The organism is Shinella zoogloeoides (genome assembly GCF_003574625.1).
Classification (GTDB): domain Bacteria; phylum Pseudomonadota; class Alphaproteobacteria; order Rhizobiales; family Rhizobiaceae; genus Shinella; species Shinella zoogloeoides_A.
The window spans coordinates 99870-122554 of record NZ_QNUJ01000003.1 but is presented as its reverse complement, the minus strand read 5'-3'; the positions used below and the strand labels follow the sequence as shown (position 1 = coordinate 122554).

The following is a 22685-nucleotide window of genomic DNA, read 5'->3' as shown; positions in this document are numbered from 1 at the left end:
GGGCTTCCGCCCTTGCATTCTCATCATACGAGATGGATCGTGATGCGCATGAAGACGCCGAGGCATTCGCCCGGTTCCAGCACCTTGAGCCCATGATCCCACGGCTCGCCGGGCAGGTTGAAGGCGTCGACGGGATGCGTCACCGGCTCGAAACAGACGAAGTCCGCATCCGCGGCGGGCGAGAACACGACATAGCGGTTCAGCGCCCCGCTCGCTTCGATATCCGCCGCCAGCCCCCTTCCCGGCCAGACGATCCGCGCCTTGCCGTCCCAGCCGTCGAACCAGTTGTTGATCCATCGGGCAGGAAGAAGCCGGGGGTGGTTGAAATCCATGTCCGGATGCATGGCGACGGGCTCGCGGCCCTTCGGGAGATGATCGGCCTGCTCCAGCCAGACGTCCGTGGCCGGGGCGGCGAGCGTCGTATCCGCATCGCGCACGAACCAGGGATGGAAACCAAGGCCATAAGGCAGCCGGATGGCGGCGCGGTTGGTGACGTCGAGCGTCATGAGGAGCCCGGCATCGATGAGACGGTAGGTCACCGTCGCATCGAAACGGAATGGCCCTGGCCCTTCCGCCGAGAGCGCGAGGCTCGTGAAATCCGCCCCCTCCGACGCAACATGCCACGCGGCCGAAAAGCCGCTGCCGTGGAGCGGATAGGCTTCGCTCTCCATGTTGCAAGGCAAAGCATGAAATTCTCCGTCGAACGAGAAACCGCCACCGGAAACGCGCCCGGAAAAGGGCACGAGCAGAATATTGGACAGGGCGAAGGGATGCATCGTCCCGGGATCGACTGTCCGGAAGATCGGCTGCCAACCGTCGTCATGCCGCACGTCGAACGCCGTCAGCCCGGCGCCGAGATCGGGCCGCACGGTGATGCGCGCCCTGCCGTTGGAAAGCGAGACCGCCGTATCCGACGCGCCGGTGACGGTCCTTTCTGAGTGCTGCGTCATTTTATGTGACCATTCGTCGTTGAATGAACAGGGGGCCGACTTGGCATCGCGCCTCGCCTCTGCCCTTCATAACTGGGCGCAAACCTGTTTCTCCAGCCCGGTTTGCCGGACGATTTCGGCGATGCGGGTGAACTGGGCGGAAAGCGGGTTCGTCTTGCGCCAGACCATGCCGATCCGTCGCGTCGGGCGCGGCTCGGCAAGGCGCGAGATGCAGACCGAGGCGGAGCGCGTTTCCGTCTCGACGGCCATCTGCGGGATGAGCGTCACCCCGATGCCCGCGCCGACCATCTGGACAAGCGTCGAGAGCGAGCTTCCCTCCATCAGTTCCCGCGTCGAGGACGGCGTGATGTTGCAGAGCGACAGCGCCTGCTCGCGGAAGCAGTGCCCCTCCTCCAGCAGCAGCAACCGCATCTCGTGCAGCCTGTCGGAACTGGGCACGGGCTTGCCCGCGTCCTCCGGCGGCCGCACCAGCACGAATTCCTCCTCGAAGAGCGGCACCTCCTCGAGCGCCGGCTCGGACACCGGCAGGGCCACGATGGCCGCGTCGAGCTTGGCTTCGGCAAGGTCCTCGATCAGCCGGTGCGTGATCGCCTCGCGCGGCCGCGGATCGAGCTCGGGATATTGCCGCGTCAGCGCCTTGATGACCCCCGGCAGGAGATAGGGCGCGATGGTGGGGATGACGCCGAGCCGAAGACGGCCGGAGAACGGCCCGTGCGAGGCGCGGCCGAGATCCCCGAGCTCGTCGACGGCGCGCAGGATCGCCCGCGTCCGGCCGGCGAATTCCTCGCCGAGCCCCGTCAGGCGGATGCGGCGCCCGCCCCTTTCCACCAGCGGCGCGCCGACCAGATCCTCCAGCTCTCGGATCTGCACGGACAGCGCGGGCTGGGAAATGGCGCAGCTTTCCGCGGCCCGGCCGAAATGGCCGAGCCGGGCGAGCGCATCGAAATAGCGCAGGTGTTTCATGGAGAGGCCAATCATAACCTGAGCATATCGCAGCCTTTAGGTTTTACAATTGGAATTTATGGAAGAGGTTTGCTAGTTCTGGGCCACTCGGAAGACGTTTTCGGCGCCGCCGACCCAAGAGGCGTGCCCGCAAAAGCCCTTCCAGTGTCCATAGCTCGAAGAAAATCCGTTGGAGGACCAAATGGATACGAAGACGACGACGACCGGCAAGTGTCCGGTCATGCACGGCGGCGCCACCGCTCTCGGCAACTCCGTCATGGAATGGTGGCCCAACGCGCTGAACCTCGACATCCTGCACCAGCACGACACCAAGACCAATCCGCTGGGCAAGAACTTCAACTATCGCGAAGAGCTCAAGAAGCTCGACGTGGAAGCGCTGAAGGCGGACCTGCGCGCCCTTATGACCGACAGCCAGGACTGGTGGCCGGCCGACTGGGGCAGCTATGTCGGCATGATGGCGCGCGTCTCCTGGCACGCCGCCGGCTCCTATCGCGCGGCGGACGGCCGCGGCGGCGCGGGCACGGGCAACCAGCGCTTCGCCCCGCTCAACTCCTGGCCGGACAACGTCAACACCGACAAGGGCCGCCGCCTGCTCTGGCCGATCAAGAAGAAATACGGCAACAAGATCTCCTGGGCCGACCTCATCGCGCTCGCCGGCACCATCGCCTATGACGTCGCGGGCCTGAAGACCTTCGGCTTCGCCTTTGGCCGCGAGGACATCTGGGCGCCGGAAAAGGACGTCTACTGGGGCAACGAGAAAGAGTGGCTCGCCCCGAGCGACGGCCGCTACGGCAACGTCGCCAATCCCGCGACGCTGGAAAACCCGCTTGCCGCCGTGCAGATGGGCCTCATCTACGTCAACCCGGAAGGCGTCAACGGCAAGTCCGACCCGATGGCGACGGCCGCGCAGATGCGCGAGACCTTCGCCCGCATGGGCATGGACGACGAGGAGACCGTTGCGCTGACGGCCGGCGGCCACACCATCGGCAAGTCGCACGGCAACGGCAAGGCGAGTAACCTCAGCCCCGATCCGGAGGCCGCCGGCCCCGAATTCCAGGGCCTCGGCTGGATGAACACCCACGGCCGCGGCATCGGCCGCGACACAGTCGTCTCGGGCATCGAAGGCGCATGGACCTCCGAGCCGACGAAGTGGGACAACGGCTTCTTCGAAATGCTCTTCAAGCATGAGTGGACGCTGACGCACAGCCCCGCCGGCGCATCGCAGTGGGCGCCGATCACCATCGCCGAGCAGGACAAGCCGGTCGACGTCGAGGACCCCTCGATCCGCACCATCCCGATGATGACCGATGCCGACATGGCGCTGAAGGTGGACCCGATCTACCGCGAGATCTCGCTACGCTTCATGAACGATTTCGCCGCCTTCTCGGATGCCTTCGCCCGCGCCTGGTTCAAGCTGACCCACCGCGACATGGGTCCGAAGTCCCGCTATGTCGGCCCGGACGTTCCGGCAGAGGAGCTCGTCTGGCAGGATCCGATCCCGGCCGGCAGCACTAGCTATGACGTCTCGGCCGTCAAGGCGAAGATCGCCGCGTCCGGCCTTTCGCCGGCCGACCTCGTCGCCACGGCCTGGGACAGCGCCCGCACCTATCGCGGCTCCGACTACCGCGGCGGCGCGAACGGCGCGCGCATCCGCCTCGCCCCGCAGAAGGACTGGGAAGGCAACGAACCGGCGCGCCTCGCTCGCGTTCTGTCCGTCCTCGAGCCGATCGCCGCGGCCTCGGGCGCAAGCCTTGCCGACGTCATCGTGCTGGCCGGAAACTGGGGCGTCGAGCAGGCCGCGAAGGCCGCCGGCTTCGACGTCACCGTGCCTTTCGCACCGGGCCGGGGCGATGCCACCGCCGAGCAGACCGACGCGGACAGCTTCGCGCCGCTCGAGCCGCTCGCCGACGGTTTCCGCAACTGGCAGAAGAAGGACTATGTGGTGAGCCCGGAAGAGCTGCTGCTCGACCGCGCCCAGCTCATGGGCCTGACGGCACCGGAAATGACGGCGCTCATCGGCGGCCTGCGCGTCATCGGCACGAACCATGCCGGCACCGCGCACGGCGTCTTCACGAACCGGGTCGGCGCGCTGACGACGGACTTCTTCACGACGCTCACCGACATGAACTACTCGTGGATTCCGACCAGCGCCAACCTGTACGAAATCCGCGACCGCAAGACCGGCGTGGCAAAGTACACGGCAACCCGCGTCGATCTCGTCTTCGGTTCGAACTCGGTGCTGCGCGCCTATGCGGAAGTCTATGCCCAGGACGACAGCAAGGAGAAGTTCGTCAAGGACTTCGTCGCCGCCTGGACCAAGGTCATGAACGCCGATCGCTTCGATCTGGCGGCATAACCAACCCATCCGAAAACGCCTTCCCCCGCCCGCGGGGGAAGGCAGTTCACCATCCTGCTAGGACCGACCCGCCTGCTTCTTCGCCGTATCCTTCGCTGATCCCGGCTTGGGAGCCGAAGGGTCCTGACCGCCCTTTTCCCGTGCATGGGCCTCCGGCCCCGCGACGATGGTGCCGGGTTTCGTCTCGTCCCGGCCGCCCTTTTCCTTGCCCTTCGCTGCTTCAGCCTGTCTTTCCATCTGCCTGCCTCCTTTCAAGGTCGCGGGCTTAACGTGCCGGCCGAAGGCCGGTTCCCATGTCCCGCTTGCCAATGCCGGAAATCGCCTGCACCTTATGCGCGAAGAGCGATCACGCGGGGTTCGGTCGAATGGCACGTTCCATGAAGTTTCGCAGGAGAATGCTGCCCGTCGTGCTCGCCGTCGGCCTTTGCGGGCCGGCGCTGGCGGACGATGCGGTCGACTGGGCAACGCCGCTCGCCGGCGACTGGACCTTTTCCGGCGTTTCCGAGGGCGACCCCTATTGCCGCGTGACGCTCGGGACCGAAGGGGCGATCGGCGGCGCGGGCGTCGACATCTCCGCGACCTGCCTGCGCAACTTCCCGTTCGGTGACGTCGCCGCCTGGACCCTCCGCGACGACGGGATCGCCTTCATCGACCCGTTGCGCAAGACGGTCATCGCGCTGTCCAAAAGCGGGGATGGGTCCTATGGCGCAACGCTCGACGACGGCCGTCAGGTCTCGCTCGACCGCGGCGCGCCGCAGGAACCGCAATCGCTGAAAGAACTGCTGGACGGGACCTTCACCCTCAGCGGCGCGAACGATGCCGAAGCCTGCGGCTTTGCCGTCAGCGCCCGCTCGTCGACCGGCGGGACGCTCGAACAGGCCGGCGCATGCCCGGATCGCTGGAAGGGCAAGGGATGGGCGAAATGGCGGTTCGCCGCCGGCAAGCTCGACCTTCTGACGAAGAAGGACAAGGTCATCCTGACCATGGTCCCGGCGGACGGCTTTACCTTCACCGCGGAGGAAGACGCAGGGCCGATCTATTTCGGCCCGGGAGCCATTCAGGGCGAATAGATGCCGTCAGAGGCTCTGCGGCGCAAGAAACTGGTAATAGGCCCAGACGAGGACGATCACCACGACGACGGCGAGCCAGATCAGCCCCTTCTTCGGTCCGGGCGATGCGGGCTTGTTCTCCGGCTTCGGCTTCCGGCGTTCGAACTTCAGAACATTGTTGTCGTCCAAGGCGCCCTCCGTCGCAAAGCCCGCCGCCGGTTTAGGGGTTTGGAGCCGGGCCGACAAGCGGGGACATTAGAAATATCCTCCATCCCCGCCACCCCTTCAAGCGCGGATCGCGAGGAGCCATGCCTTGCCTTTCCGACGGACAAAGAAACCGCCGCGGAAAGTTTTTTATCGAAACCCGTGCGCCCATCTGGCTCTGGCGGTCGCGGTCTGATAGCTCAGCCGGCGATCCCGATAGCCGGACTGTTGCCGTGTCCCCCATTTCCGCCTCCCGTCATGCCCGCCTCGCCCTCATCGCCCTCATCGCCGGAGGTGTCGCCATCGGCGGATCGCCGATCTTCGTGCGGCTTTCCGAAGTGGGGCCAATGGCCACCGCGTTCTGGCGCGTGTCGCTGGCGCTCCTGCCGTTCTACGTCATGTCGAAGGTGGCGAAGGAAGGCGGCGAAACGCCGGCCGGCCTGCGCGATTATCTTATCCTCTTGCTGCCGGGCCTCTTCCTCGCGGCGGACCTTGCCGCCTGGCATCTCTCGCTGCACATGACCTCCGTCGCCAATGCGACGCTGCTGACCAACCTCGCCCCCGTCTTCGTCACACTCGGCTCCTGGCTGTTCTTCCGCACGCGCATCACGCCCGTCTTCCTCACCGGGCTGGCGATCGCGCTGGTCGGCGTCATCGTTTTGAAGGGCGGGCCGGCGGCCATCGGCGGCGGTCAGCTTGCGGGCGATGCGACGGCCATCGTCGCCGCCTTCTTCTATGCCTGCTACATGCTGGCGCTCGGCCACGTGCGCTCGCGCTTCTCCACACTGCGCATCATGGTATGGACGACGCTTTCGGCCGCCATCTGCATGCTGCCGGTCGCGCTTGTCTTCGAAAGCGCCATGCTGCCGACGGCGGCCTTCGGCTGGGCGATGCTGATCGGCCTTGCCTTCATCAGCCATGTCGGCGGGCAGGGCCTCGTCACCTATGCCCTCGCCTACCTGCCGACGGCCTTTTCCTCTCTGACACTGCTCCTCCAGCCGGTGGTGGCCGCCATCCTCGCCTGGATCCTGCTGGCCGAGCCGGTCGGCATCCTGCAGGCGGTCGGCGGGGCGATCGTACTGGCCGGCATCCTCGTCGCCCGCCGGGGATGACGCTCGTCAATGGTTGTGCCGGGGCGGCGTCTCCGCGATCTTGCGGAAATCCGCCGCGCCGTCGATGACGGCACCGTCCGAAAGCTGGGTGACGGTCTTGCGGTAGATACGTTGCCACGGCGTCGCATCCGCCGGCACCGGCGGAATGCCGTCCGCCCTGCGCCGCTCGATCTCCGCTTCCTCCACCAGCATGTCGCAGCGGCCCTCTGCAAGATCGATGCGGATCACATCGCCGGTGCGCAGCCAGGCGAGCCCGCCGCCCGCGGCGCTTTCCGGCGAGGCGTTGAGGATCGACGGGCTGTCCGCCGTGCCCGACTGGCGCCCGTCGCCGATGGTCGGCAGGCTGGTGATGCCGCGTTTGAGAAGATGATCCGGCGGCTGCATGTTGACGACCTCCGCCGAGCCCGGCCAGCCGAGCGGCCCCGCGCCCCTTATGACAAGGATCGTCCGCTCGTCGATGCCGAGCGCCGGATCGTTGATGCGCCGGTGATAATCCTCCGAACCGTCGAAGACGACGGCCCGTCCCTCGAAGACGCCTTCGCGCCCCGGCTCGCTGAGATAGCGCTTGCGGAACTCGTCGGAGATTACCGAGGTCTTCATGATCGCGAAGTCGAAGAGGTTGCCCTTGAGCACGAGGAAGCCGGCCCGCTCCTTGAGCGGCGCGCCATAGGGGCGGATGACCTCGCGGTCCGTCGCCGCACGGCCCTGGAGGTTCTGCGCGACGGTACGGCCCGTGACGGTGGGACAGGTCCCGTCGAGCTTTCCGGCGTCGAGCAGCTCGCGCATGATCGCCGGCACCCCGCCGGCCCGGTGGAACCGCTCGCCGAGGAAGCGGCCGGCGGGCTGCACGTCGGCGAGCAGCGGGATATCGTAGCCGTAAGCCTGCCAGTCCTCCGGCTCCAGCGCCACGCCGGCGTGCCTGGCCATCGCCATCAGGTGCGGCTGCGCATTGGTCGACCCGCCGATGGCCGAGTTGACGCGGATGGCATTGAGGAATGCGGCGCGCGTCAGGATATGCGAGGGGCGCACATCCTCCAGCACCAGCTCCACCGCCCGCCTGCCGGTGCGGTAAGCCATCTGCCCGCGCTCGCGATAGGCGGCGGGAATGGCGGCGCAGCCCGTCAGCGACATGCCGAGCGCTTCGGCCAGCGCATTCATGGTCGAGGCCGTGCCCATCGTGTTGCAATGGCCGATGGAGGGCGCCGAATCCATCGCGGCGGCGAGGAAGTCGTCCTCGTCGATGGTGCCCGCCGCCAGCTTGCGGCGCGAGCGCCAGATGACCGTGCCCGAGCCGACGAGGTCGCCATCGTGCCAGCCGTCGAGCATCGGCCCGCCGGACAGCACGATGGCCGGGATGTCGACCGTCGAGGCCGCCATCAGCGCGGAAGGCGTGGTCTTGTCGCAGCCCGTCGTCAGCACGACGCCGTCGAGCGGATAGCCGTAGAGAATCTCGACGAGGCCGAGATAGGCAAGGTTCCGGTCGAGCGCGGCGGTCGGACGCTTGCAGTTCTCGAAGATCGGATGGGTCGGGAACTCGATGGGAATGCCGCCCGCATCGCGGATGCCGTCGCGCACGCGCTTTGCGAGCTCCATGTGATGGCGGTTGCAGGGCGTCAGGTCGCTGCCGCTCTGCGCAATGCCGATCACCGGCTTGCCGGAGCGCAGTTCCTCCGGCGTGATGCCGTAGTTCATGAAGCGCTCCAGGTAGATCGCCGCCATGTCGATATGGTCGCGGTTGTCGAACCAGTCCTGCGAGCGCAGCCGGCGTCCTGTCTTCTCATTCGTCATCGAAAGAACCCTTGCAGATATCGGGCACAGTCTTCCACCCCTCTCCGCCCGGATCAACCGGCGCGCGGTTTATGCAGCTATCAAAATTGCTGACTGGATCGGCCTGCCGGAATATGTCACAGCCCTCGGGTCCCAAGACATCGAGCGCCCGCCATGACCGACATCGCCGCTTCCTCCCCTCATTCCGGCTCCGCCCGTCTCGGCGTCATGCTGATGCTGCTCGGCATGGTCATGTTCTCGCTGAACGACGTGCTCGGCAAATGGCTGGTCTCCACCTATTCCGTCGGCCAGCTCATGCTGATCCGCAGCCTTGCCGCGCTCGTCGTGCTGATGCCCTTCTTCTGGCGCATGGGCTGGCGGCGGCTGATCGACGTCGATCGGCCGAAGCTGCATATCCTGCGTACCACCCTCTTCGCCATAGAGGCGTCCGGCTTTTACTTCGCCGTCGCCTATATGCCGCTCGCCGATACCATGACCTACTGGCTCGCCGCGCCGATCTACGTCGCCGCGCTCTCGCCGCTCATGCTGGGCGAGAAAGTCGGCTGGCGGCGCTGGACCGCCATTATCGTCGGCTTCGTCGGGGTCCTCATCGCGCTGTCGCCGTCGAAGGACACGTTCACCCTGCCCGCGCTGATCGCGCTTGCCGGCAGCATGGCCTTCGGCCTCGCCATGGTGCTCGGCCGCTCGTTGCGGACGACGCCCGATACGACGCTGGTGTTCTGGCAGGTCGCCGGCGCGGCCATCCTCGCCGGCATCTGGTGCCTTGCCGATCCGGCCGGCTGGACGCCCGTCAAGCCGCTCGATTTCGGCCTGCTCAGCCTTCTCGGCATCGTGGCGATGAGCGCGCACATGCTGGTGAACCGCTCGCTGAAGCTCGCCGACGCGGCGACCGTGGTGCCGCTGCAATATACGATGCTGCTCTGGGCGGTGGTCTTCGGCTGGATCTTCTTCGGCGATGCGCCCCGGACCGCCATGCTGGTCGGCGCCGGCTTCATCGTGGCGTCCGGCCTCTTCATCTTCTTCCGCGAACAGCAGTTGAAGCGCCGCGCCGGCTGAAACGCGTCTGCGCGAAAAGGTGGCCGGCCAGGGCCGGCCCCAGTTGGCGCGGCTCGATCGGCCGCGCGCGGTCACCGGCCGCCGGAGCGGCCGGGGAGGATTGCGATGGACCTCAGATCGTCCCGGCGGCCATTTCCTTGGCGATATGGTCGGCCTGGCGGATGGCGAGCGTAACGATGGTCAGCGTCGGGTTTTCCGCCGCGCCGCTGGTAAACTGGCTGCCGTCCGAGACGAAGAGGTTCTTGATGTCGTGGGTCTGGCCCCATTTGTTGACGACGCCGTCCTCGGCCTTCTCGCTCATCCGGTTGGTGCCGAGATTGTGCGTGGAGGGATAGGGCGGCGTCGGGAAGCTGCGGGTCGCGCCGACGGCCTCATAGAGCGCCTGCCCCTGCTTGTAGGCATGGTCGCGCATGGCAACGTCGTTCGGATGGTCGGTGAACCACACGTCCGGGATCGGCATGCCGTACTGGTCCTTCAGCTCGCCATGCAGCTTCACCGCGTTCTGCTCCTGCGCCAGATCCTCGCCGACGATCCAGAGGCCGGCCATGTTGGCATAGCTGTCCATGGCGGAGGCGAAAGAACGGCCCCAGCCGCCCGGATCGAGGAACGCGGCCATGAAGGGCACGCCGAGCGAGAGCGTCTCCAGCTCGTAGCCGCCGACGAAGCCGCGCGAGGGATCGTGCCGCGCCTCGTCGCGAATGATGCCGGCCATGGTGGTGCCGCGATACATGTGCACCGGCTTCTCGAAGACGGCATAGACCGAGCCGGTCGTGTGGCGCATGTAGTTCTTGCCGACCTGGCCCGAGGAATTGGCAAGCCCGTCCGGATATTTGCCGGATGCGGAATTGAGCAGCAGCCGCGGGCTCTCGATGGAATTGCCGGCGACGCAGACGATGCGGGCCTTCTGGCTGTGCAGCTTGCCGTCCTTGTCGGCATAGACGACGTTCGTCACCTTGCCGCTGTCGTCGTGCTCGATCTTCACGACATGCGAGTTGGGGCGGATCTCCAGCTTGCCGGTCGCCTCGCCCTTCGGGATTTCCGTGTAGAGCGTCGACCACTTGGCGCCCCACTTGCACCCCTGGAAGCAGAAGCCGGTCTGCTGACAGCTCATCCGGTCATCGCGATCGGCCGAGTTGATCGCCATGTTGCCGGTGTGACATTCCTTGTAGCCGAGCTTGTCCGCGCCGGCCTTCAGGATCTTGAAGTTGTTGTTGCCGGGCAGGCCCTCAATGCCGTTGGTGCGCGTCACGCCCATCTTGTCCTCGGCCTTGGCGTAATACGGCTCCAGTTCGGCGAGCGTCAGCGGCCAGTCGAGCAGGTTGGCGCCCTCGACCTTGCCATAATGGGTCAGCGTCTTGAACTCGTGCTCCTGGAAGCGCAGGGACGCGCCGGCCCAATGCGTCGTGGTGCCGCCGACGGCCTTGACGATCCAGGCCGGCAGGTTGGGAAAGTCCTTCGCGACCCGCCAGCCGCCGCCGGTCGTGCGATGGTCTAGCCAGGCGAGCTGGGCGAAGCTGTCCCATTCGTCGTTGATGAAGTCCTCGTGCTCGATCCGTGAACCGGCTTCCAGGATGACGACGTCGATCCCCTTCTGCGCCAGTTCGTTGCCCAGCGTGCCGCCGCCGGCACCCGAGCCGATGATGACGACCACGCCGTCGTCGTTGAGATCATAAGGAGCTGCCATGGTTTCCTCCCGAAACATGTGCGGTCGGCGTCGTGGACGCCCTGCGGCCGCGCCTCCTCCGGCGCGGGGCCGTCAGACCGCCGTCAAAGCCATTCGATGTCGTTGAAGCCGCGGGCGATATAGCCGCCCTTGGAATAGGATTCGCCCTCGTAGCCGAAATGCGGCCAGAGCTCCTTCTGGTTATAGAAGGAGACGACGAGATCGCCGCGCACCGCCTGGAAGAAGGGCGTCGTCTCGATGTCGCGCAAGATTTTCACGCGGTCGTCTTCCCAGCCGAGGCCACGATAGCCGCCCTCGCCCGCCCGCTTGTCGAGATCGGCGATGCCCGCCTCGATCAGTTCCTTGTGCTTGGCGTCCGTGCCGGCCTTGGTCTCGTGCCCCTTGACCGCGATGGCGTAGAAGCGGTCGGGGACCGCGTCGTGCGGGTAGATGTCGCGGGCAAGCTTGATGAGGGTCGCCATGGCCTCGGGCTTGAGGGCCGTCGTCTCCATGCCCCAGGCCCGGTCGGGGCTGATCACCGCATTGCCGGTGATGATGAGCGCCGCGCCGAGCGTGCCGCGCTTGAGAAGCTCGCGCCGGGAAAGCCCGGGGCGCTGCTCGTAGATGGTCGTCATGTCACGTTCCTCCCATTGCATCTGAGAGCGGCGGCCTCCTCCGGCCGCGGCTCCGTTCATTTGAAGCGGCCGTGCCGTTGCAGGACCTCGATCTTGTAGCCATCCGGATCGGTGACGAAGAAGAAGCGGGCGAGAAGGCCGCCGTCGCGATTGAACTCGACGATCTTGCCCAGCGTGTAGCCGAGAGCCGCAAGGCGCGCGTGCTCGCCGTCGAGATCGGCCACCGAGACGGCGAGATGGCCATAGCCGTCCCCGAGGTCGTAGGGTTCGGTCCTGCCCTTGTTGATCGTCAGCTCGAGCTCGAATTCGCTTTCCGCATTGCTCATGTAGACGAGCGTGAAGGTCTCGAAATCGAGCCGGTCGGCGATGGCGAGGCCGAATGCCTTGCCGTAAAAATCCACGGAACGCCCCTCGTCGAGGACACGGATCATGGAATGAATGGTCTTTGCCACGCTGGCCTTCCCCTGCTTGCAGTTCGACTTGTAGGAGGAAGTTTGCGCCCGGATCGGCGGGGGCGGGTAGCAGCCCGCTACCGCACGCTGATTTTCATTTCCGGAGTTTTAAACGAAGGATTTTGCGTGCTTTTCGCCGCTACGGGATGATTTGACCAAAGCCGGCCCCCACCGCATAATCGCATCATAAAAACACGACTGGAGGATATGCCATGTGTGAGGTCTTTGCGGGCCAGGATCCGCAACGCTACCGGCCCGTCAACCGTTCGGTGCGAATCGGGGGGCATTCGACGAGCATTCAGATCGAGGCAGCCTTCTGGGACCTGATCGACGAGATGTCGGCAAGCCAGGGAATGTCGACCTCCCGTTTCCTCTCGACGCTCTATGACGAGGCGCTGGAGATCAACGGTTCGGTGCCGAACTTCGCCTCGCTGCTGCGGACGAGCTGTCTCATCTACATTATTGGCGGGGCGGCCAAGGGCGACCAGCCGCGGGAGTTCCATATCGTCGCGGCGGAATGAAGCCTAGAATGTCGGGGGCGTGTTGATCCAGATCAGCACGGTCTCGCCATCGTGGCGATTGCGCCAGGCGTGGCGGCGGCAGCTTGAGAAATAGAGGCTGTCGCCGGGGCCGAGGTCGTGAAATTCATGGCCGTCGAGCACGATTTCGACCTGCCCGGAAAGCACGTGCACGAATTCCTCGCCATCATGCGTGTAGGCGCCGTCGCTCGACGCGCCGGGCGCCAGCACGAAGCGGTGGCAGTCCATCATGTTGCGCCCGTCCGCCAGCACCTGCACGGTGACGCCCGGAGACGTCTCGGGCCAGAATTTCCACTCCCCCGCCCGGACGACGGAGCGGTTGTCCTCTTCCTCCTCGCCGGAGAGCTTCGAGACGGTCGTGCCATAGTAATCGGCAAGGTCATGCAGCACGCGGAAGGTCACGCCTAACGAGGTGCGCTCGAAGGTGGAGAGCATCGAGGTCGCGATGCCGATATCGCCTGCGACCTGTTCGAGCGTCTTGCCAGCGGCATGGCGCAGGCTCCGCAGCTTGCGCCCGACGCCCTGAGGCGCATCGCCCTCCGAGGCTCCCGTATCGGCGGTCGGCTCCTCGGCCTCCAATGCCTCGCGGATGGCGGCGGGGTTGAGGCCACGTTCCGTGCGGTACCAGGCGATGCGCTTCAGCCGGGTCACGTCTTCGGCGCTATATTGCCGGTGCCCCGTTTCCGAGCGGCCGGGCACGACGAGCCCCTGCGTTTCCCACAGGCGCAGCGTGGAGGCCGAAACGCCGGCAAGCCGCGCGGCTTCCGCCACCTTGTAATGCACCGGTTCGCCGGAACCCATCGCGCCAAATCCCTGATTCTTTATTATCCTTCGTATAACATTCCGGGCGCGCCGGCCGGTTGGAAAATCCGTCGCATTGCGCGCGTAGAATGCCGTTGCATTCTTGCAGAAAAAATGTAGGAATTCCACATGAGACTTGCAGAAAAAATGTAAGTTAATGCAAGCCCAGCGAAACGAAGCCTCCAGATCCAGGAACAGCGCCATGACCGCCACGCCTCTGACAGACCGCAAGAACGCCGCCATTTCCCGCGGCGTCGGCATGACCACGCAGATCTACGCCGACCGCGCGGAAAACGCCGAGATCTGGGACAAGGAAGGCAACCGCTACATCGATTTCGCCGCCGGCATCGCCGTGGTCAATACCGGCCACCGCCATCCGCGCGTCATCGAGGCCGTCAAGAAGCAGCTCGACCGCTTCACGCACACCTGCCACCAGGTCGTTCCTTACGAGAACTATGTCGAGCTCGCCGAGCGCCTGAACGCCATCACCCCCGGCAACTTCGCCAAGAAGACGATCTTTGTCACGACCGGCGCGGAAGCCGTCGAGAACGCCGTGAAGATCGCCCGCGCCGCCACCGGCCGCCAGGCCGTCATCGCCTTTTCGGGCGGCTTCCACGGCCGCACCTTCATGGGCATGGCGCTGACCGGCAAGGTCGTGCCCTACAAGGTCGGCTTCGGCGCCATGCCGGGCGACGTCTTCCACGCGCCCTTCCCCGTCGAGATGCACGGCACGAGCGTCGAGCAGTCGCTGGGCGTCCTGAAGAAGCTCTTTGCCGCCGACGTCGATCCGAACCGCGTCGCTGCGATCATCGTCGAGCCCGTGCAGGGCGAAGGCGGCTTCTATCCCGTCCCGGTCAATTTCATGAAGGCGCTTCGCGAGATCTGCGACCAGCACGGCATCCTGCTCATCGCCGACGAGGTGCAGACCGGCTTTGCCCGTACTGGCAAGCTCTTCGCCATGGAGCACTACGGCATCGCGGCTGACCTGATGACCATGGCCAAGGGCCTCGGCGGCGGCTTCCCGATCGCGGCCGTCACCGGCCGCGCGGAAATCATGGACGCCCCCGGCCCGGGCGGCCTCGGCGGCACCTATGCCGGCAACCCGCTCGGCGTTGCGGCGGCCCATGCCGTGCTCGACGTCATCAAGGACGAGGACCTGTGCAACCGCGCCGAAAATCTCGGTGCACGCCTCAAGCAGCGCCTGGCCTCGCTGCAGGACAAGGTGCCGGAAATCGTCGACATCCGCGGCCCGGGCTTCATGAACGCCGTCGAGTTCAACGACGTCACCACGAAGCAACCGAGCGCCGACTTCGCCAACAAGGTCCGCCTGAAAGCCCTCGAAAAGGGCCTGATCCTGCTCACCTGCGGCGTGCATGGCAACGTCATCCGTTTCCTCGCGCCGATCACCATCCAGGACGAGGTCTTCGCCGAAGCGCTCGACATCCTCGAAGCGGCGATGGTCGAGGCCCGCGCCGCCTGACCGGCGGCGCAAGAGACCGAACGACTTTATTTCAAGGCAACACCCGGGGCATAGGCTCCGGGTGAACGGCCTTTTCTGCCCGAAAGGAATGCAATCATGGCCTTTTACGACGCTCTGACCAGGCACCTGAAATCGACCGAATTCCTGCGCGACGCCGGCTATGTCAACGGCAACTGGATCGGCGGCAACGGCGCCGCGACCTTCGATGTCCTCAATCCCGCGACGGGCGAAAAACTGGCGACGCTGCCGGAAATGGGCGCGAGCGAAACCGCCGCCGCCATCGACGCCGCCTACAAGGCGCAAGGTCCATGGGCCGCTCGCCCCGCCAAGGACCGCAGCACCCTGCTGCGCAAGTGGAACGACCTGATCGTCGCCAATGCCGACGAACTGGCCGCCATCCTCACCGCCGAAATGGGCAAGCCCCTGCCGGAAGCGCGCGGCGAAATCCTCTATGCCGCCTCCTATGTCGAGTGGTACGCGGAAGAGGCCAAGCGCATCAACGGCGAGACGATCCCGGCCCCCTCGCCGGACAGGCGCATGCTCGTCATCAAGCAGCCGGTCGGCGTCGTCGGCGCGATCACGCCGTGGAACTTCCCGGCCGCGATGATCGCGCGCAAGGTCGCCCCGGCGCTCGCCGTCGGCTGCACGGTGGTCTCCAAGCCGGCCGAGCAGACGCCGCTTTCGGCCATCGCCCTTGCGGTGCTGGCGGAAAAGGCCGGCATTCCGGCCGGCGTTTTCAACGTCATCCTCGGCGCCGATGGCCCCGCCATCGGCAAGGAGCTCTGCTTCAATCCGAAGGTGCGGAAGATCTCCTTCACCGGCTCCACGGAGGTCGGCCGCATCCTCATGCGCCAATGCTCCGACCAGATCAAGAAGGTGAGCCTGGAACTCGGCGGCAACGCGCCCTTCATCGTCTTCGACGACGCCAATCTCGACGCCGCCGTCGAGGGTGCGATGGCCTCGAAATACCGCAATGCCGGCCAGACCTGCGTTTGCGCAAACCGGCTCTACGTCCAGTCGAACGTCTATGACGCCTTTGCGGAAAAGCTGGCGAAGAAGGTCGCCGAGCTCTCCGTCGGCAACGGCTTCGACAAGGGCACGACCATCGGCCCGCTGATCGAGGAAGCCGCTATCGACAAGGTCGAGGCCCATATCGCCGACGCTGTTTCCAAGGGTGCCACGGTGATCGCCGGCGGCAAGCGCATCGAGGGCAAGGGCACCTTCTTCGAGCCGACGGTGCTGAAGGGCGTCGTGCGCGGCATGACGGTGGCGAAGGAAGAGACCTTCGGCCCCGTCGCCCCGCTCTTCCGCTTCGACACGGTCGAGGACGTGATCGAACAGGCCAACGATACCGAATTCGGCCTCGCCGCCTACTTCTTCGCCGGCGATCTCAAGAAGGTCTGGAAGGTGGCCGAAGCGCTGGAATACGGCATGGTCGGCGTCAATACCGGCCTCATCTCCTCCGAAGCCGCCCCCTTCGGCGGCATCAAGCAGTCCGGCCTCGGCCGCGAGGGCTCGGCCCACGGCGCGGAGGATTATCTGGAGCTGAAATATGTCTGCATGGGGGATGTGGCCTGACGATCCCGGATCGCCCCGCTTCGGCGGGGCGGTTTCTATGCAGCTTCGATATCCGTTTTGGAGAAGTCGTCGCCTTTGTAGAGTAGCGGCATGTTGAGATGTCGGGCGCAGGCATAGGCGAAGCAATCGCCGAAGTTGAGGCCTGCGGGATGACGCCCCTTGCCGAAGCGTTGATAGGCATCGACGGCCAGCTCAGTGGTGGCGTTTTCGATGGGGTCGACCTTGACTGGGAGCAGCTTCAAAAAGTCAGTGACAAGAGCAAGCGCGTCCATCGGCGCTATCCGCCGCTGGCGCCCCAGGGCAAGCGATGTTTCCCAGATGGCCATAGGCGACGTATAGCGTATTTCAGTCTGCTGAAGTTTTGTCAGAAGGGCATCCGCGTCATCTTCGGAAGCCAGAATCGCGACGAATGCCGATGCATCGACAAACATCAATCATTCCTCATAGAGGCTATCGATGAAGGCCTTGTCGGCGGCCGGCCCGACCTTCGGATATTTCGCGTCGATATCGCGGATGAAGGCCTTCGCCCTGTCCACCAAAGTCGGCTCGCTTTCCGCCCGCTCCAACTCATGCGCCAGCGCCTGCCGCACTGCCTCGGTCTTGCTGACCTTGCGCAACGTGGACAGTCGATCGGCAAGCCTGTCGACTTCCTGATCCTTGACGTAAAGCGGCATGGTATATCCTTCTCTGCGAGGAAGTATATATAGCATGCAGCACGCGGCTTTCAAAGCCTAAGCCACCTTCACTGTTTCCGGGTGCGCCGCCTTGAAGGCCGGCAATGCGAGGCAGGTTTCGGTGATGCGGCGCACCTGCTTCAGGCCGGATATGTCAGCGCCCCACCGGTCAGCGTTATAGACCTGTGGGACGAGGCAGAAGTCGGCCATGGTGGGGGTGTCGCCGTGGCAGAAGATGCCGGTGGCGGGATTGCCGAGCAAGGCCTCGACGGCGGCGAGGCCTTCGCCGATGAATTTCTTCATCCATTCGGCGCGGACCTCGTCTCCACCGCCGGTGATCTCCATGACATGGCCCACAACGCCCGTATTGCAGACGGCGTGGATCTCCATGGCGATGGCGTAGGACAGCGTGCGCACGCGCTGCCGGCCGAGCGGGTCGGCGGAGAGGAAACGCGCCTGCCGGCGCGTTTCGCAGAGATATTCGATGATCGCGAGGGACTGCGTCAGCATCTCACCGTCGATCACCAGTGCCGGCACGAGACCCTGCGGGTTGCGGGCGCGATGTTCCGGCGCGCGCTGCTCGCCGGCAAGGAGATCGACGGAGACCCGACGATAGGCAAGGCCGAGACTTTCGAGCGCGATGCGCACGCGGTAGCTGGCGGAGGACCGCCAGTAATCGTAGAGGACGATCTCCTCGCTCATCGGGTCACTCCTTCTCGTAGCGCGTCACCGTCTGCTCGATGGCGCCGAAGATGGAATGGCCGGCCTTGTCCTTCATTTCGATGCGCACGATATCGCCGAACTTCATGAAGGGGGTCTTCGGGGCGCCTGTGGCGATCGTCTCGATGATGCGGACTTCGGCGATGCAGGAATAACCCGCACCGCCTTCGGAAACCGGCTTGCCGGGGCCGCCGTCGAGCTTGTTGGAGACCGTGCCGGAACCGATGATCGAGCCGGCGACAAGCGGTCGGGTCTTTGCCGCATGGGCGACGAGCTGGCCGAAATCGAAGGTCATGTCGACGCCGGCATCGGCTTTGCCGAAGGGTTTGCCGTTAAGCGAGACGAGGAGCGGCAGGTGCAGCTTGCCGCCGTCCCAGGCATCGCCCAGTTCATCCGGCGTGACGGCGACGGGGGAGAAGGCGGAGGAGGGTTTGGACTGGAAGAAGCCGAAGCCCTTGGCGAGTTCACCGGGGATGAGGCCGCGCAGCGAGACGTCGTTGACGAGCATGACGAGGCGGATCGCATCGCGCGCCTCTTCCACGCTCGCGCCCATCGGCACGTCGTCGACCACGACGGCGATCTCGCCCTCCATGTCGATGCCCCAAGCCTCGTCGGATGCGAGGATCGGGTCGCGCGGGCCGAGGAAGCTGTCGGAGCCGCCCTGGTACATCAGCGGATCGGTCCAGAAGCTTTCCGGCATCTCGGCATTGCGGGCCTTGCGGACGAGTTCGACGTGGTTGACATAGGCCGAGCCATCCGCCCACTGGTAGGCGCGCGGCAAGGGAGAGGTCGCGTCGTGCTCGTGGAAGCGGGTGGTCGGCTGCGAGCCGGTCTCCAGCCCTTCGGCAACCCGTTCCAGCCGCGGCGCGACATGCGCCCAGTCGTCGAGCGCCGCCTGCAGGCTGCGGGCGATATGGCCCACTTCCGAGCAGCGCGTCAGGTCGCGCGAGACGACGACCAGACGGCCGTCGCGGGTGGAATCCTTCAGTGTCGCAAGTTTCATGCGTGTCGCTCCCGATCTTGTTTCCGGCCGGCGGATCGTGTCATCTTCCGGCCACCTGTCTCCACCCGCATGCGCCGCATCCGCGCCGCATCGCCTCTCCAAGGAAATCCCGCTTGAACCGCACGGTCCGAAATTCCCTGCTGATCGCCGCCGGCTTTATCGCCGTGACGGCCGCTATCCTTTATACGATGGGTCAGCCGCTCATCTGCAAGTGCGGATATGTGAAACTGTGGCATGGCGTGGTGGTTTCCTCCGAAAATTCGCAGCACCTTTCCGACTGGTACACGCCGAGCCACATCATTCACGGCATCCTGTTCTTCGGTTTCTTCACGCTGGTCCTGAAAAAGGCGGGCATAAATGTGCGTCTCGCCCTCGCGCTCGTCGTGGAATGCGCCTGGGAAATCCTCGAAAACACCGACATGGTGATCAACCGCTATCGCGAATCGACGGTCTCGCTCGATTATTTCGGCGACAGCGTGATCAATTCCAGCGCGGATATCCTCGCCATGGTCGTCGGCTTCTTCCTCGCCTCGCGCCTGCCCGTCTGGGCGAGCATCGCGCTCATCGTGATCTTCGAGGCGACGACCACCTACCTCATCCGCGACGGGCTGGCGCTGAACATCCTGATGCTCGTCTGGCCCATCGAAGCGGTGAAAGCCTGGCAGGGCGGCTGAATTCATTTCACGCCCGGCGTACCGTCGAACCGGCGCTCCAGCCCGTCCCAGCAGTCGAGATAGTTGTCCTGCAGCGTTTCCAGCTCGGCCGCGAATTTCGTGAGTTGCTGCGGAAAGCGCGTCTCGAACATGAAGGCCATGGTTTGGTCGAGCTTGACGGGCTTCAGCTCGCTGTTGGAGGCCTTCTCGAAGCCGGTGGCGTCGGGGCCGTGCGGCAGCATCATGTTGTGCAGGCTCATGCCGCCGGGCACGAAGCCCTCCTCCTTGGCATCGTACTGGCCATGGATGAGGCCCATGAACTCGCTCATGATGTTGCGGTGATACCAGGGCGGGCGGAAGGTGTGCTCGGCGACCAGCCAGCGCGGCGGGAAGATGACGAAGTCGATATTCGCCGTACCCGCCTCCTCGGTCGGGGCCGTCAGCACCGTGAAGATCGACGGGTCGGGATGGTCGAAGAGGATCGCGCCGACGGGGGAATAGGTTCTGAGATCGTATTTGAACGGCGCGTAGTTGCCGTGCCAGGCGACGACGTCGAGCGGCGAATGGCCGATCTCGGTGACGTAGAACTTGCCGCACCATTTGACATGGACGCGGCAGGGCGTCTCCTTGTCCTCATAGGCGGCGACAGGGGTCTTGAAGTCGCGCGGATTGGCGAGGCAGTTCGCGCCGATCGGCCCGCGATCCGGCAGGGTGAATTTCGCGCCGTAGTTCTCGCAGACATAGCCGCGCCACACATCGCCCTCGCCGATACGCGAGACCTTGAACATCATGCCGCGCGGGATGAGGCAGATCTCCAGCGGCTCGACATCCATGATGCCCATTTCAGTAAAGACGCGGATCGCGCCCAGCTGCGGCACGACCAGCAGCTCGCCGTCGGCATTGAAGAAGTAGTCGTCCACCATGTCGGCGTTGAACGTATAGGCGTGCGCCGCCATGCCCACCTGGGTCAGCACGTCGCCGGCCGTCGTCATGGTGCGGATGCCTTCGAGGAAGTTCAGCGTTTCCTTCGGCGCGGGCAGCGGGTTCCAGCGAAGCTGGCCGAGCGGCAGGGAATGGTCGTCGAGGCAGGGCGCGGTCTTCCAGTGCGGGTAGCTCGCATTGGAGAAGCGGCGGGTGTGGCGCACGCTCGGGCGGATGCGGTAGAGCCAGGAGCGCTCGTTGGTGCCGCGCGGAGCGGTGAAGGGCGAACCGGAAAGCTGCTCGGCATAGAGGCCGTAATTGCACTTCTGCGGGCTGTTCTGGCCCTGCGGCAGGGCGCCGGGCAGGGATTCCGTCTCGAAATCGTTGCCGAAGCCCGGCATGTATTTCAGGCTGTTGGTGCTGTCAGGCATGGCTTGCCCTCCTCCGCAAGGCTCCTTATCAGATAGTTACAAGCGTAACTGTCCATTTTGTAACCATCAAGGCGACCGGCCATGGACTTCAAGCTCGAAACCTTCCTGCCCTACCGGCTGAACCAGGCGGCCGAGCGAGTGAGCCAGCGCTTCGCCGCGCAATACCGCAGCCGCTACCGGATGACCCGGCCGGAATGGCGGGCGCTCGCCGCGCTCGGCTCCTACGGCCGCCTGACGGCGACGGAGATCGGCGCCAATTCCAGCATGCACAAGACCAAGGTCTCCCGCGCCGTCCGGGCGCTGGAGGAAAAGCGCTGGCTGAAGCGCAGCGAAGACGCCGACGACCGCCGCTTCGAGCATCTGGAACTGACCCCGGCCGGCCGGCGCATCTTCACCGAGATGATCGAACTCGCGCATGGCTACGAGCGGGAAATGGCGCAACTCCTCGGCGCCGGCGCCCTTGCGCAACTGGAGGCCGGCCTTACGGCGATCGAGGCAAGGCTGCCGGGCACGATGCCTTTGCGATCGTCCCGCGAATGACTGGTCATGGGCTTTCACCGGCATGATAGACGAGCGGGTCATCGCTATGAGCCGGTATTATCAACCGGCTCGCCTGCAGCGGGATAGATCACCGTTCCGTCCGCCTGGGGCTCGGCGCCGGGCGTAAGATGCGCTTCCTCGAACCGGCCTTCGCCCATGATGTGGAAGACGGTTTCGCCCTGCGCGATCAGGTAGTCGGAAACGATGCGGCGGTGGCAGCGCCACCAGACCGCCTCCGCGCACATCATCGCGCAGCGCTTCCGATGGCCTTCCGCGCGAAGATGCTCCAGTCCCTTCCGGAAGGCATCGGACAGCGCATAGTCGGCGTAGTTGTGGAAGCTCCTGTTTTGCCAGAGGCCATTGATCTGCGATGGCAAGGCCGGCAGACGGCCACGAAGTCCGCCGAGCGCCGCGACATGCTCATAGCCTATCTGCACCTCGGCCAGCGCGGCGGACAGCTCATCGTGGTTGAACTGCGGATTGGCGCGCGACATCGGCATCTTGCGGATATCGACGACCCGTTCGATGCGCGCGGAGCGCAGCAGGGTGATGAACTCCGCAAGGCTGCGGTTGGAATGGCCGATGGTGAAGAATGGCAGCGTCATCATCGTCTCGCAGGATCGTGGGCGCCGCCGTTGCGGATGAGGTCAAGCGTATGCCGGTCGGGCTCGCCGGCAAAGAAGCGCTCAAGCGCAAGCCGGAACCTTTTCTCCCCGCCGCCCGCCGCCTTATCGAACAGGGTCATCGAGGAGCGGAATTTCAGATCGTCGGGCGATCCGAAAATGTCATGGACGGAACGCCCCTCCACGGCGAGCACCGCATCCACCGCGTCGGCCAGCCTCCCGGCAAGGACGGGATGTTCGAGATAGGCCCTCGCCTCGTCCAGAGACCCGATGCCGTAGAATTTCGCGGTGGGGGATCGTCCGAGCGCACGCAATTGCGGGAAAACGAACCACATCCAATGGCTTTCCTTGTGCCCGGCCCGCAATTCCGCGAGAACCGTGTCGAAGACATGGTCCTGTGCCGCGACGAAGCGGGAAAGCTCGAACCGGTCATCCTCCGCCATCGCATCCTCTCCCTGATACCCGGACGTATCCTATCACAGCGGCCATCGGCC

At 65.1% G+C, this 22685-nt stretch carries 25 protein-coding genes; 9 read left to right on the top strand and 16 right to left on the bottom strand.

Going from position 1 to position 22685, the window contains the following annotated elements; all coding sequences use genetic code 11:
* Positions 1-23: 23 nt before the first annotated feature.
* Both DSD28_RS06635 and DSD28_RS06630 read right to left on the bottom strand, forming a co-directional pair.
* Positions 24-950: an aldose 1-epimerase gene (locus tag DSD28_RS06635; RefSeq protein WP_119255595.1), complete on the bottom strand. Its 927-nt coding sequence runs from the start codon at positions 948-950 to the stop codon at positions 24-26.
* Positions 951-1016: 66 nt separating this feature from the next.
* Positions 1017-1928, bottom strand: a complete 912-nt coding sequence (locus DSD28_RS06630; protein WP_119255594.1) for a hydrogen peroxide-inducible genes activator — start codon at positions 1926-1928, stop codon at positions 1017-1019.
* Positions 1929-2094: 166 nt separating this feature from the next.
* Between DSD28_RS06630 and katG the strand changes: the two genes are divergently transcribed.
* Positions 2095-4269, top strand: a complete 2175-nt coding sequence (gene katG, locus DSD28_RS06625; protein ID WP_119255593.1) for a catalase/peroxidase HPI — start codon at positions 2095-2097, stop codon at positions 4267-4269.
* A gap of 57 nt (positions 4270-4326) precedes the next feature.
* On the opposite strand, the gene DSD28_RS06620 is transcribed toward katG, so the two are convergent.
* Positions 4327-4506 carry a hypothetical protein gene (locus DSD28_RS06620; RefSeq protein WP_119255592.1) on the bottom strand — a complete coding sequence of 60 codons (180 nt, stop codon included), beginning with the start codon at positions 4504-4506 and terminating at the stop codon, positions 4327-4329.
* A 158-nt stretch (positions 4507-4664) separates the two neighbouring features.
* Here DSD28_RS06620 and DSD28_RS06615 point away from each other — a divergent pair, with 158 nt between their 5' ends.
* Positions 4665-5339: an AprI/Inh family metalloprotease inhibitor gene (locus DSD28_RS06615; RefSeq protein WP_205536181.1), complete on the top strand. Its 675-nt coding sequence runs from the start codon at positions 4665-4667 to the stop codon at positions 5337-5339.
* 6 nt (positions 5340-5345) lie between these two features.
* Here the strand turns inward: DSD28_RS06615 and DSD28_RS25790 are convergent, their stop codons facing one another.
* A complete protein-coding gene (locus tag DSD28_RS25790) occupies positions 5346-5507 on the bottom strand; it encodes a hypothetical protein (RefSeq protein ID WP_162911275.1) in 162 nt (53 codons plus the stop codon).
* Positions 5508-5755: 248 nt separating this feature from the next.
* On the opposite strand from DSD28_RS25790, the gene DSD28_RS06610 reads away from it, so the two are divergent.
* Complete coding sequence (locus DSD28_RS06610) at positions 5756-6634, top strand: DMT family transporter (RefSeq protein ID WP_245424768.1); 879 nt, start codon at positions 5756-5758, stop codon at positions 6632-6634.
* Between the two features lie 6 nt (positions 6635-6640).
* Here the strand turns inward: DSD28_RS06610 and DSD28_RS06605 are convergent, their stop codons facing one another.
* Complete coding sequence (locus DSD28_RS06605) at positions 6641-8422, bottom strand: IlvD/Edd family dehydratase (protein ID WP_119255589.1); 1782 nt, start codon at positions 8420-8422, stop codon at positions 6641-6643.
* A gap of 153 nt (positions 8423-8575) precedes the next feature.
* Between DSD28_RS06605 and DSD28_RS06600 the strand changes: the two genes are divergently transcribed.
* Positions 8576-9478, top strand: a complete 903-nt coding sequence (locus DSD28_RS06600; protein ID WP_119255588.1) for a DMT family transporter — start codon at positions 8576-8578, stop codon at positions 9476-9478.
* Positions 9479-9590: 112 nt separating this feature from the next.
* Here DSD28_RS06600 and DSD28_RS06595 read toward each other — a convergent pair whose 3' ends face one another.
* The 3 genes from DSD28_RS06595 to DSD28_RS06585 form a co-directional block, all read right to left on the bottom strand.
* Entirely contained in the window at positions 9591-11162 is a 1572-nt protein-coding gene (locus tag DSD28_RS06595; RefSeq protein WP_119255587.1) for a GMC family oxidoreductase, read from the bottom strand.
* An 83-nt stretch (positions 11163-11245) separates the two neighbouring features.
* Entirely contained in the window at positions 11246-11776 is a 531-nt protein-coding gene (locus DSD28_RS06590) for a gluconate 2-dehydrogenase subunit 3 family protein (protein ID WP_119255586.1), read from the bottom strand.
* 56 nt (positions 11777-11832) lie between these two features.
* Positions 11833-12228, bottom strand: coding sequence for a VOC family protein (locus tag DSD28_RS06585; RefSeq protein ID WP_119255585.1), 396 nt, complete (start codon positions 12226-12228; stop codon positions 11833-11835).
* 212 nt (positions 12229-12440) lie between these two features.
* On the opposite strand from DSD28_RS06585, the gene DSD28_RS06580 reads away from it, so the two are divergent.
* Positions 12441-12749, top strand: coding sequence for a ribbon-helix-helix domain-containing protein (locus tag DSD28_RS06580; protein ID WP_119255584.1), 309 nt, complete (start codon positions 12441-12443; stop codon positions 12747-12749).
* A 3-nt stretch (positions 12750-12752) separates the two neighbouring features.
* Here the strand turns inward: DSD28_RS06580 and DSD28_RS06575 are convergent, their stop codons facing one another.
* Complete coding sequence (locus DSD28_RS06575; protein WP_119255583.1) at positions 12753-13568, bottom strand: MerR family transcriptional regulator; 816 nt, start codon at positions 13566-13568, stop codon at positions 12753-12755.
* A gap of 202 nt (positions 13569-13770) precedes the next feature.
* On the opposite strand from DSD28_RS06575, the gene DSD28_RS06570 reads away from it, so the two are divergent.
* Together DSD28_RS06570 and DSD28_RS06565 are read left to right on the top strand one after the other, a co-directional pair.
* Positions 13771-15048: a 4-aminobutyrate--2-oxoglutarate transaminase gene (locus tag DSD28_RS06570; RefSeq protein ID WP_119255582.1), complete on the top strand. Its 1278-nt coding sequence runs from the start codon at positions 13771-13773 to the stop codon at positions 15046-15048.
* 96 nt (positions 15049-15144) lie between these two features.
* Entirely contained in the window at positions 15145-16626 is a 1482-nt protein-coding gene (locus DSD28_RS06565; protein WP_119255581.1) for an NAD-dependent succinate-semialdehyde dehydrogenase, read from the top strand.
* Between the two features lie 35 nt (positions 16627-16661).
* Here DSD28_RS06565 and DSD28_RS06560 read toward each other — a convergent pair whose 3' ends face one another.
* Genes DSD28_RS06560 through DSD28_RS06545 form a run of 4 tightly spaced genes read right to left on the bottom strand, consistent with a single transcriptional unit; the run spans position 16662 to position 19023 of the window.
* Positions 16662-17057: a type II toxin-antitoxin system VapC family toxin gene (locus DSD28_RS06560; protein ID WP_119255580.1), complete on the bottom strand. Its 396-nt coding sequence runs from the start codon at positions 17055-17057 to the stop codon at positions 16662-16664.
* Between the two features lie 3 nt (positions 17058-17060).
* A complete protein-coding gene (locus DSD28_RS06555; RefSeq protein ID WP_119255579.1) occupies positions 17061-17300 on the bottom strand; it encodes a type II toxin-antitoxin system VapB family antitoxin in 240 nt (79 codons plus the stop codon).
* A 57-nt stretch (positions 17301-17357) separates the two neighbouring features.
* Entirely contained in the window at positions 17358-18002 is a 645-nt protein-coding gene (gene maiA / locus DSD28_RS06550; RefSeq protein ID WP_119255578.1) for a maleylacetoacetate isomerase, read from the bottom strand.
* Positions 18003-18006: 4 nt separating this feature from the next.
* Entirely contained in the window at positions 18007-19023 is a 1017-nt protein-coding gene (locus DSD28_RS06545; protein WP_119255577.1) for a fumarylacetoacetate hydrolase family protein, read from the bottom strand.
* A 113-nt stretch (positions 19024-19136) separates the two neighbouring features.
* Here DSD28_RS06545 and DSD28_RS06540 point away from each other — a divergent pair, with 113 nt between their 5' ends.
* A complete protein-coding gene (locus DSD28_RS06540; RefSeq protein WP_119255576.1) occupies positions 19137-19697 on the top strand; it encodes a DUF2585 domain-containing protein in 561 nt (186 codons plus the stop codon).
* Positions 19698-19699: 2 nt separating this feature from the next.
* Here the strand turns inward: DSD28_RS06540 and hmgA are convergent, their stop codons facing one another.
* Positions 19700-21028, bottom strand: a complete 1329-nt coding sequence (hmgA, locus tag DSD28_RS06535; protein WP_119255575.1) for a homogentisate 1,2-dioxygenase — start codon at positions 21026-21028, stop codon at positions 19700-19702.
* 81 nt (positions 21029-21109) lie between these two features.
* Between hmgA and DSD28_RS06530 the strand changes: the two genes are divergently transcribed.
* Complete coding sequence (locus tag DSD28_RS06530; protein ID WP_119255574.1) at positions 21110-21568, top strand: MarR family winged helix-turn-helix transcriptional regulator; 459 nt, start codon at positions 21110-21112, stop codon at positions 21566-21568.
* A 44-nt stretch (positions 21569-21612) separates the two neighbouring features.
* On the opposite strand, the gene DSD28_RS06525 is transcribed toward DSD28_RS06530, so the two are convergent.
* Together DSD28_RS06525 and DSD28_RS06520 are read right to left on the bottom strand one after the other, a co-directional pair.
* The gene (locus DSD28_RS06525) at positions 21613-22173 is read right to left on the bottom strand and encodes a DUF488 domain-containing protein (RefSeq protein ID WP_119255573.1); all 561 of its coding nucleotides are present in this window, start codon (positions 22171-22173) and stop codon (positions 21613-21615) included.
* Positions 22173-22634 carry a DUF1810 domain-containing protein gene (locus DSD28_RS06520; RefSeq protein ID WP_119255572.1) on the bottom strand — a complete coding sequence of 154 codons (462 nt, stop codon included), beginning with the start codon at positions 22632-22634 and terminating at the stop codon, positions 22173-22175. Before DSD28_RS06520 ends, DSD28_RS06525 begins: the two co-directional genes overlap by 1 nt.
* Between the last annotated feature and the right edge of the window lie 51 nt (positions 22635-22685).